Origin of the sequence: Streptomyces solitudinis (assembly GCF_036323765.1) — a bacterium.
Classification (GTDB): domain Bacteria; phylum Actinomycetota; class Actinomycetes; order Streptomycetales; family Streptomycetaceae; genus Streptomyces.
The window spans coordinates 21505-32511 of the sequence record NZ_JAZDCW010000003.1; the positions used below are offsets into that span (position 1 = coordinate 21505).

At 76.6% G+C, this 11007-nt stretch carries 3 protein-coding genes; 1 reads left to right on the forward strand and 2 read right to left on the reverse strand.

All coding sequences use genetic code 11. The features are described from left to right. The first annotated feature begins 208 nt into the window (after window positions 1–208). The gene (locus V1J52_RS07655) at window positions 209–5179 is read left to right on the forward strand and encodes an NAD-glutamate dehydrogenase (protein WP_330138888.1); all 4971 of its coding nucleotides are present in this window, start codon (window positions 209–211) and stop codon (window positions 5177–5179) included. A 118-nt stretch (window positions 5180–5297) separates the two neighbouring features. Here the strand turns inward: V1J52_RS07655 and V1J52_RS07660 are convergent, their stop codons facing one another. Then, window positions 5298–7496 (reverse strand): bifunctional glycosyltransferase/CDP-glycerol:glycerophosphate glycerophosphotransferase, encoded by a 2199-nt coding sequence (locus V1J52_RS07660; protein WP_330138889.1) that lies wholly within the window; start codon window positions 7494–7496, stop codon window positions 5298–5300. Between the two features lie 284 nt (window positions 7497–7780). After that, complete coding sequence (locus tag V1J52_RS07665; RefSeq protein ID WP_330138890.1) at window positions 7781–10915, reverse strand: FHA domain-containing protein; 3135 nt, start codon at window positions 10913–10915, stop codon at window positions 7781–7783. Window positions 10916–11007: the final 92 nt, after the last annotated feature.

Sequence of the window (11007 nt, forward strand, 5' to 3'; positions counted from 1 at the left end):
CAGGGGACCGGGGCGACGCCGCCCTCCCCGCCCGCCGTCCGCGCCCCGCGCGGGGCGGTCCCGGCCGCTGGCCGATCCCCCCGGCACGACGACGGATCCGCACGGCGCCGCCGTGCGCCGGCGTCATGTCCGGCTCCGTGGGCACACGTCCCCGGACCGCCACCGCCATCTGACGTCACGCAACGGCGCGCGACAGGAGCCAGAGGACATGCAGACCAAGCTGGACGAAGCCAAGGCCGAGCTGCTCGCAGGAGCCGTCCGGGCCGCTGACGGAAGCCCCACCGGGAGCCTCCCGGCCCAGGGCCTGACCGCCGGGGCCCTGGACGCCTACCTCCAGCGGTACTACCTGCACACGGCGCCGGAGGACCTGGCCGACCGGGAGCCGGTCGACGTCCTCGGGGCCGCGCTGTCCCACCACCGGCTCGCCCAGCACCGGCCGCAGGGCACCGCCAACGTGCGGGTCTACACGCCGACGGTCGAGGAGAACGGCTGGACGTGCACCCACACCGTGGTGGAGGTCGTCACCGACGACATGCCGTTCCTCGTCGACTCGGTCACCAACGAGCTGACCCGGCAGGACCGGGCCATCCACCTCGTGATCCACCCGCAGGTCATCGTCCGGCGCGACGTCACGGGCAAGCTCCTGGAGGTGCTGGACGCCGGGCGCGACCCGCACTCGCCGCGGGCCCGCACGCACGCGAGCACGGAGCTGCCGCCGGACGCCGTCACCGAGTCGTGGATCCACGTCGAGATCGACCGCGAGACGAACCAGAGCCAGCTCCAGCAGATCACCCTCGACCTGCGGCGCATCCTGTCCGACGTGCGGGAGGCCGTCGAGGACTGGCAGAAGATGCGCGGCGCCGCGCTGGCCATCGCCGACGGGCTGCCGGACGAGGCCACCGACGACCTGCCGGAGCAGGAGGTCACCGAGGCCCGCGAGCTGCTGCGCTGGCTCGCCGACGACCGGTTCACCTTCCTCGGCTACCGCGAGTACGAACTGGGCCGCTCCTCCGGGGAGCCGAAGGCCGAGGACGTGCTCAAGCCCGTGCCCGGCACCGGTCTCGGCATCCTGCGCGCCGATCCGACGCACAGCACCGACGACGAGGGCCACCCCGTCTCGCCGTCCTTCAACCGGCTCACCCCCGACGCCCGCGCCAAGGCGCGCGAGCACCGGCTGCTGGTGCTCACCAAGGCCAACAGCCGCGCCACCGTCCACCGCTCCTCCTACCTCGACTACGTCGGGGTCAAGAAGTTCGACGCCGAGGGCAACGTCGTGGGGGAACGCCGCTTCCTCGGCCTGTTCGCCGCGTCCGCGTTCGTCGAGACCGTCCGGCAGATCCCGGTCATCCGCCGCAAGGTCCAGGCCGTGCTGTCGCACGCCGGTTTCACGCCCGACAGCCACGACGGCCGGGACCTCCTCCAGATCCTGGAGACCTACCCGCGCGACGAGCTGTTCCAGATCCCGGTGGACGAGCTGCGCTCCATCGCCACCTCCGTGCTCTACCTCCAGGAGCGGCGCAGGCTGCGGCTGTTCCTGCGCCAGGACGAGTACGGCCGCTACTACTCCGCGCTCGTCTACCTCCCGCGCGACCGCTACACCACCGCCGTGCGGCTGCGGCTCATCGACATCCTCACCGAGGAGCTGGGCGGCGCGAGCGTCGACTTCACGGCGTGGAACACCGAGTCGGTGCTCTCCCGGCTGCACTTCGTCGTCCGCGTCGAACCGGGCACGGCGCTGGGCACCCTCACCGACGCCGACGCCGACCGGATCGAGGCCCGCCTCGCGGAGGCCGCCAGGTCCTGGGCGGACGGCTTCGCCGACGCCCTGGTCGCCGAGTGCGGCGAGGAGCGCGCCGCCGAGCTGGCCCGGCGCTTCGGCAGCGACGTCTTCCCCGAGGGGTACAAGGCCGACTTCCCGCCGCGCGCCGCCGTCGCCGACCTCCAGCACCTGGTGGAGCTGGCCGACGCCCCGGACGGTGACGGCTTCGCGCTCAGCCTGTACGAGCCGGTCGGCGCGGCACCGGGCGAGCGGCGGTTCAAGATCTACCGCACCGGCCAGCCCGTCTCGCTGTCCGCGGTGCTGCCGATCCTCCAGTCCATGGGCGTCGAGGTCGTCGACGAGCGGCCCTACGAGCTGCGCACCGCCGACGGCAGCCGGGCCTGGATCTACGACTTCGGGCTGCGGCTGCCCGAGGCCCACGTGCGGGGCCTGGGCAAGGACGCCAGGCGGCGCTTCCAGGAGACGTTCGCCGCCGTCTGGCGCGGCCAGGCCGAGAACGACGGCGTCAACGCCCTCGTGCTGGCCGCCGGGCTGACCTGGCGGCAGGCCATGGTGCTGCGCGCGTACGCCCGCTACCTGTGGCAGGCCGGGGCCAAGTTCGGCCAGGCCACCATGGAGGAGACGCTCCGCCGCAACGTGCACACCACCCGGCTGCTGGTGAGCCTCTTCGAGGCGCGCCTGGCCCCCGAGCGGCAGCGCGCGGGCACCGAGCTGACCGACGGCCTGCTGGAGGAGCTGGACGGCGCGCTGGACTCGGTGGCCAACCTCGACGAGGACCGCACGCTGCGGTCGTTCCTCACCGTCATCAAGGCCACCCTGCGCACGAACTACTTCCAGCGGACGTCCGACGGCGTGCCGCACGACTACCTGGCCCTGAAGCTCGATCCCCAGGCCATCCCGGACCTGCCCGCGCCCCGGCCGAGCTACGAGATCTGGGTGTACTCGCCGCGCGTGGAGGGCGTGCACCTGCGGTTCGGGAAGGTCGCCCGCGGCGGGCTGCGCTGGTCCGACCGCCGGGAGGACTTCCGCACCGAGATCCTGGGCCTGGTGAAGGCGCAGGAGGTGAAGAACACCGTCATCGTGCCGGTCGGCGCGAAGGGCGGGTTCGTCGGCAAGCGGCTGCCCGATCCGGCCGCCGACCGCGACGCCTGGCTGGCCGAGGGCATCGCCTGCTACCGCACGTTCATCTCCGGCATGCTCGACATCACCGACAACCTCGCCGGGGGCGAGGTCGTGCCGCCGGATGACGTGGTGCGGCACGACGGCGACGACACCTACCTCGTCGTCGCCGCCGACAAGGGCACCGCGACGTTCTCCGACATCGCCAACGAGGTGGCCGCCTCCTACGGCTTCTGGCTCGGTGACGCCTTCGCCTCGGGCGGCTCGGCCGGATACGACCACAAGGGCATGGGGATCACCGCGCGCGGTGCCTGGGAGTCGGTCAAGCGGCACTTCCGGGAGCTGGGCCACGACACCCAGACGCAGGACTTCACCGTCGTCGGCATCGGCGACATGTCCGGTGACGTCTTCGGCAACGGCATGCTCCTGAGCGAGCACATCCGCCTGGTCGCCGCCTTCGACCACCGGCACATCTTCCTCGACCCGGACCCGGACGCCGCCGCCTCCTACGCCGAGCGGCGCCGCCTGTTCGAGCTGCCGCGCTCCTCGTGGGCCGACTACGACACGGACCGGATCTCGGCGGGCGGCGGGGTGTTCCCGCGCACCGCCAAGTCCGTCCCCGTCAGCCCGCAGGTCCGTGCCGCGCTCGGGCTGGACGGCGCGGCCACCAAGCTCACCCCCTCCGAGCTGATGCAGGCCATCCTGCGGGCGCCGGTGGACCTGCTCTGGAACGGCGGCATCGGCACCTACGTCAAGGCCACCAGCGAGTCGGACCAGGACGTCGGTGACAAGGCCAACGACGCGATCCGCGTCAACGGCGAGGAGCTGCGCGCCCAGGTCGTCGGCGAGGGCGGCAACCTCGGCCTGACGCAGCTCGGCCGGATCGAGTACGCGAAGTCCGGCGGCCGGGTCAACAACGACGCCATCGACAACAGCGCCGGGGTGGACACCTCCGACCACGAGGTGAACATCAAGATCCTGCTCAACGCCGTCGTCGGGAACGGCGACATGACCGTCAAGCAGCGCAACGCCCTGCTGGCGGAGATGACCGACGAGGTCGGCGAGATCGTGCTGCGGACGAACTACGCGCAGAACGTGGCGCTGGCCAACGCGCTGGAGACGGCTCCCGGGCTGCTCCAGGCCCACCACCGCTTCATGCGGGCCCTCTCCCGCTCCGGCCGCCTGGACCGGGGCCTGGAGCACCTGCCCACCGACCGGCAGATCCGCGAGCGGGCCGCGAACGGGCTGGGACTGACCCAGCCGGAGCTGGCGGTGCTGCTGGCCTACGCGAAGATCACCGTCACCGAGGAGCTGCTGCACACCGGGCTGCCCGACGACCCCTACCTGCGGGAACTGGCCCACTGCTACTTCCCGCTGCCGCTGCGCGAGCGCTTCCCCGACGAGATCGACGCGCACGCCCTGCGCCGCCAGATCGTCACGACGGTCCTGGTCAACGACACGGTGAACATGGGCGGTTCCACGTTCCTGCACCGGCTGCGGGAGGAGTCGGGCGCCTCCATCGAGGAGGTCGTCCGCGCCCACACCGCCGGCCGCGCGATCTTCGACGTGGCGCGCTTCTGGGACGAGGTGGAGACGCTCGACAACACGGTGGACGCCACGACGCAGACGCGCCTGCGGCTGCACTGCCGCCGCCTGGCGGAGCGGGCCGCGCGCTGGCTGCTGGGCAACCGGCCGCAGCCGCTGGTGCTGGCCGACACCGTGGAGGTGTTCCGCGAGCGGGTGGAGGCGGTGTGGTCCCGCCTGCCGGGGCTGCTCAAGGGCGAGGACCTGGCCGGGTACGAGCGGATGCACGAGGACCTGGTGTCCGCCGGGGTGCCGGCCGAGCTGGCCAGCCGCGTCGCCGGTTTCTCCTCCGTCTTCCCGGCCCTGGACATCGTCGCCGTCGCGGACCGTACCGGGGGCGACCTCATGGACGTCGCCGAGGTGTACTTCGACCTCGCCGACCGGCTGAAGATCACCCAGCTCCAGGACCGGGTGAGCGAGCTGCCGCGCGCGGACCGCTGGCAGTCCATGGCGCGTGCCGCGATCCGCGAGGACCTGTACGCGGCCCACCAGCTCCTGACGGCCGACGTGCTCGCCGCCGGGGACGCGGCGGCCACGCCCGAACAGCGCTGCAAGGCGTGGGAGGAGAAGAACGCCGCGATCCTGGGCCGGGCGCGGGCCACGCTGGAGGAGATCCGCAGCTCGGACACGTTCGACCTGGCGAACCTCTCGGTGGCCATGCGCACCATGCGCACGCTGCTGCGCAGCAACCGCTGAGGCGGTGGCCGCCGGGCCGGACCGCCCGGCGGCCAGCGCGTGCGCGGACGGCCCCGGTCCGGGCCCGCCCGGTGCGCCCGGACCGTCCGGTCCGGGCCCGCACCGGGCGGGGCAGGGCTCAGGTGCGGGCCGGTCCGGCGACCGGCGCCGTGCGGCTGTCCGCCGGGCGCACCAGGCGGCCGCGCGCCGGGTGCTCCGGCGGCGGGGCCGTGCGGCGCAGCTCGGGCGGGACGACGGGCGGCAGGCCCGTCCCGTCGAGGAAGACGGCCCGCACCACGCGTTCGGCGGCGTGCCCGTCGTCGTACGGGCAGAACCGGGCGCGGAACGCCGCGCGCAGGGCGGCGCTGTCGGGCGTCCGCCAGCCGCCGCCGTGCAGCAGCCGGACGAGCGCGGCCAGGTCGCGCACCACGGGGCCGGGCGGGGCCGCCGTGAGGTCGAAGTAGGTGCCCCGGGTGGCGCGGTAGGTCGCCCAGTCGTCGGCGTGGACGACGATGGGCCGGTCGAGGTTGGCGAAGTCGAACATCAGCGGCGCGTAGTCGGTGACCAGCACGTCGGCGGCCAGGCACCGGCGGGCCACCGGGTGCCGGGCGCCGCCGGGTCCGCCGTCCAGCACGAAGAAGCCGGGCCCGAGCGCGCGGGCCAGCCGGGCCCGGTCCAGTCCGTGCGGCCGTCCGCGCAGCCACTCCCGTTCGGCCGGGGCGTACAGCACGGCCACCGCGTCGCGCGGTACGCCCAGCTCCGCGCGGGCGCTGGCCACGTCCGCCGCCGTGGCGCGCAGGAGCACGTCGTTGCGCGGCGCGCCGTACTCCAGCGTGGTGTAGTCGCCCGGGTAGGCCCGTTCCCGGGCGAGGGTGGAGTAGCGGTTGGCGGAGAGGCTGTAGCCCCAGTCGTCGATGCGGGCCAGCAGCGCGGCGAAGTCCGTGCCGAGCCCGGCCACCGGGTGGCCGGTGTGCTGGACCAGGTCCAGGCCCTCGCGGCCCAGCGGGGTGCCGCGGTGGGTCTGCACCAGCGTCTGCCCCGGCCGTTTGCGCAGCCCCGGTTCGACGTCGCCGCTGGTGACGAGGTACGTGGCGCGGGCCAGGGCCCGCCAGTGCGCGGCCGAGCCCGGGTGCAGCCGCCGGACGCCGTCGGGCAGGCCGGCGGCCTCCTGCGGCGTGCCCGCCCAGGCCGTGCGCAGGCCCGGGATCAGCCGTCGCGCGGCGGCCTCCAGGGCGGCCGGGTCTCCGGTGTAGCCGCCCTCGCCCGGCGCGGCGAAGACCGCCAGCGCCGAGTCGAGAGGGCGGCGGCGGTGCAGCCGGTAGAGGAACCGCACCGCCGTGCCGTGCACCGCGCGGCCCGCCGCGCGCGCCCGGCGGCGCAGGCCGCCGGCCGTGCCCAGCAGCCGGAAGGTGCGGCGGGCGCCGAGCCGCAGGAGCAGGTGGCGCAGCTCGGTGCGCCCGGCGGCGGAGCGGTGCCGCAGGCACTGCCTGCTGCTGCGCCGGAAGAACTCCACGCGCAGGCTGCGCGGCAGCGCGCCGGGCGCCAGGATCAGTGCGGTGAGGTGGTCGTTCATGCGCCGGTACAGGACGGGGCGCCAGCGGGCGAGCCGCGGGTGGTCCTCCAGGAAGGCGAAGACGCGGTCGTACTGGCCGAAGAGGTCGAAGTGCCGCCGGGGGGCCTGCGCGAACTGTCCGCCGGAGCGGCGCCGCCGGTGCGCGACGCAGACCCGGTCCAGCACGGCGACGGCTTCGGCGGTCAGCAGCGCCCACCAGGTGAACGGGACGCCCTCGTGGGCGCCGGGCGGGAAGCGGAGCCCGGACCGGGCGACGAAGTCCCTGCGGTACGCCTTGTTCCAGGCGACCGGCGGCAGCCGCAGCAGCCCCGGATGGTCCCGGGCCAGGAACACCTCGGGCTCGTGGTGGGTGAGCAGCCCGGCGGGGCCGCCGCGGTCGGTGCGGCCGTACCAGTAGGTGCGCTCGTGGTCGAAGACGAGCACGTCGGGGTCGGCCGTCTCGGTGAGCCGGTCCGCGAGGGCCTGGAGCGCGCCGGGGGTGAGCGTGTCGTCGCTGTCCAGGAAGAGCAGGTAGTCGCCGCGGGCGTGGGCGAGCCCGGCGTTGCGGGCGGCCCCGGCTCCGGAGCGTTCGGCCAGCCGCAGCACGGTCATGCGCCGGTCACCGGCCGCCGCCTCGGCGAGCAGGCCGCCGCAGGCGTCGGCGGAGCCGTCGTCGACCGCGATCAGCTCCAGGTCGGGGAAGGACTGGGTGAGGACGGACTCCAGGCACTCCGGCAGGTACGCCTGGGCCTGGTGGGCGGGAACGATGATGCTGAAGCGGGGCACGGCACATCCCGGGGTGGGCGCGGTCTCGACGGCGGATCTGCGACGCCGGTCTGTTAAGCCGATAATGCTTGGCGCGCGAGCGGGGGACGGGCGTTCGGGGCAGGGCGGTGCGCCTATGACCCGTACGGGGGACAGCCGCCTGAGCCGGACGGGTGGCTCCGCACCGCAGCGGTCGGCGGGCACGCGTCCGCGGGCCCCGCCTCCGCGCCGGTGCGGCCCGCGCGTCCGCGCCGTCCGCCCGCTGCCCCGGCCCCGAGCGCGGGGCCGGGGCAGCGGGCGGACGGTCAGAGCAGCGGGGGCAGCGGGGTGGCGGGCGCCTCGCGGGCGGCGCGCTCGACGGCGCTGGCCAGCAGGGCCAGGTCCGTCGGGCCGTTGCCCAGCTCCCGCACCGGGCGGCGCGCCGGAGGATCACCGGCGCGGGCCCACTCCAGCGGCACCACGGTGGGCCGCTGCGTCGCCGTGCGCGGGATGCGGGCGGTGACCCGGCTGCCCTGGAACGGGACCGTCGAGCCGTCCGGCCGGTGCAGCACCCCGCGTCCGGGCGGCACCTCCCCGTCCGCCGGACCCCCGCCGAGCGCGACGCGCAGGGACGCGCCCTGGTCGGCGGCGGTCTGCGCGGTGCGGTCGGGACGGCCGGTCGCGCTGACGAGGTGCACGCCGAGCCGCAGGCCCTCCCGGGCGACCGCCTCCAGGGCCCGCACCACCGAGCCCGCCGCGGGCCTGCCGGGGTTGCCCAGCTCCGGGGCGACCAGCGCGTCGAAGTCGTCCACCAGCACCACCAGCCGGGGCAGCGGCGGCTCCGTTCCCCGGCTGCCGGCGCGGGGGCGCAGCCGCAGCGTGCCCCGTTCGGTGTCGGGTCCGGCGGGCCCGCCGGACCCGCCGCCCGCGGGCGCCCCGGCGGCACCGGACCGCTCCCCGCCGGCGCCCGAGCCCGTGAACGCCTCGTACGGCACCTCGCCCAGCACTTCGGCGCGCCGCTTCAGCTCGCCGCTGAGCGCCTGGGCGAACGCCCGCATCCGCACCGGGTCCCCCGCGCACAGGTACGTGGCGGCGTGCGGCAGCTCGGTGACGCCGCCCAGGCCCTCCCGGGCGCCGTCGACCAGCACCAGGCCGAGGCGGTCCGGGCGCTCGCCCGCCGCCAGCGAGGCGGCCAGGGAGGCCAGCAGCTCCGTCTTGCCGCTGCCGGCCGCGCCGCTCACCAGCAGGTGGCTGCGCCCGGCGGCCAGATCCACGTCGAGCGGGCCGAGCGGCCCGGCGCCCAGGACCAGACCGGCGCCAACCGGCGCCGCCGCGTCCGGCCAGCGGGCCAGCAGCGCGGCCGGAGTGGCGCGGGCCAGGCCCAGCTCGTCCAGCAGCCGCGAGCTGTCCGGCAGGGGCGCGGCCGGGCGCGCGACGGGGGCCTTCGCACCCTCCGGTGCCGGTTCGCGCAGCGGGGCCAGCGCGCGGGCCACCCGCTCCGCCCAGGCCGCCGACACCCCGTCCACGGTGGCGGCCTCGCCCGCCTGGTCCCCGCCGCGCCGCACCAGCCGGACGGCGGTGGCCACGGCGCCGCTCAGCAGCGCGACGGCGCCGCACTCGCGGAAGGCGGGCAGGGCGGCGTAGGCGGCGGCCAGGGTGTCGGCCTGGGGGGACGTGGGCGTGGCCGGTGGCGTGTCGGCCAGGCACAGCACGTGCACGCCCGCCGCCGCGCCGCCCGCCGCGAGTCCGGCCACCGTCTCGCGCAGGGCCGCCGTGCCCGGTTCGCCGTCCACGACCAGCACCGTGGCCGGGCCCTCGTACCGTTCGGCCGCCGCCCGCACCTCGGCCCGCTCCGCGCTTCCCCAGCCGGGGCCCAGCGGACTCTCCGCCACCCGCCGCACCAGCTCCGCCGTACGGGCGGTGGCCTGCTCGCGGTCGAAGGCGAACAGCAGGCGGCAGTTCTGCCCGTGAGCCGGGCGCAGGTGCGGCAGCCAGCCGAGCCACGACCAGTCCCGCACGCGCTGCCGTCCCGTACGGCCCGAGGCCAGCAGGACGATCTCCAGCGTGCCGGGCGGGTGCAGGGTGGCGAGCTGGGCGAGCACCGAACGGGCCAGCGGCAGCAGCCGGGGACGCGGCCCGGCCAGGCCCAGCGACCCGGCCTCGCGCAGCGGGACGGCCAGTGGCGTGCCCGGGTGCGCGGCGTGGTGGGCGGTGCCGATCCGCACCGTCAGGGCGTCCTCGTGCCCCGGGCCGCGCTCCCACAGCCGCGGCCCGGGGCCGAGCGCGGTGAGCAGGACGTCCGCCGGGTCGGGCCAGCGGCCCGGGTCGGAGACGGGGGCGGGCGGGCGGCCGGGCCTCGGGGCGGCGGGCGCCTCGGGCCGGGCGGGGGCGGGGCGCCCCGGCGGCCCGCCCGGGTGCCCGGCGCCCTGGCGCCGGACGGTGAGCCGCCGCGCCCAGCCGCCTATGCCCCGGTTCCGCCGCTCGTCCTGCGGCCCGTACGCCTCGGGGCCGTACGCCTCGGGGCCGGGCGCGGGCGGGACGGGTGCGGCGGACTGCTGCCGCGGCACGGAGTGGATGACCCCGGTGCCGTGGGTGGAGCCGCCGGGCACGGCCGGGACGGCGGACGCGGGGGGCGCGGCGGGCACGGGCACGGCGTGGGCCGCGGGCGCGTCCTGGGGGGTGCCGTGGGGCGCCGGGGCGGCGGGGCGGCCGGGCGCCTCCGGAAGACCCGTGCCCTGCTCGGGCACGTAGGGCAGGGCGGAGCCGCGCAGCGGGGTGGGCCTGCGGCTGTCGCCGTAGCCGGAGACCGTCACCGGCCCCTGGAGGGGTTCGGCCTCCGGCAGCGTGACCGGGTCCGTGCGCAGCCGCAGCACGGACTCGCCCAGCCGCAGCGACGCCCCGGGGCGCAGCGGCACCGGGCGCTCCCCGACGGGGACGCCGTCGGCGGCCGTGCCGTTCGTCGAGCCCAGGTCGGCCACGCCGACCGCGCCCGCCTCGGTGACCGTCACCACGCAGTGCAGCCGGGAGACGTCCGGATCGTCCAGGACGACGTCGGCGTCCGCCGAGCGGCCGATCCGCACCTGGCCGGGGTGCAGCAGGTGGACGCCGCCCGCGTCCGGTCCGGAGACGACGTGCAGCCGGGTGCCGCCCGGCACGGCCGCCGCCGGCGGTTCGGCCGGCCCGTACAGGGAGAGGACGGCGCCGTCCACCAGCGGTGGTTCGCCGAGGACCTGCCGCTGCGCGTCCAGGCGCCGGGCGCCCGCGTAGACGGCGGCGGACTCGCCCTCGCGCGTGGCCGCGGGCGTACCGCCGCCCGCGGCGGCCAGCGCCGTGGCCAGCCCGCCCGTCACGGCCGCGAGCACGGTACCGGGCGGCGCGGTGACCAGCACGTCGCACGCCTCCCCACCCTGCCCGGGGCCGCCGTGCGGCCCGCGGACGGTGAGCCGGATCTGGTTCGGCATCGGACCCTCCCGGTTCAGCCACAACCCGCCGCAGCGTCCAGACCCGTGCCGCGTTCCCCTGGGGTGCATGCGCGCGAGCCGGGACGTAGCTG

Bases quoted from the DNA above. Each gene is read 5' to 3' on its own strand.
- V1J52_RS07655 (WP_330138888.1), top strand. From the start codon at position 209: ATGCAGACCAAGCTGGACGAAGCCAAGGCCGAGCTGCTCGCAGGAGCC.
- V1J52_RS07665 (WP_330138890.1), bottom strand. From the start codon at position 10,915: ATGCCGAACCAGATCCGGCTCACCGTCCGCGGGCCGCACGGCGGCCCC.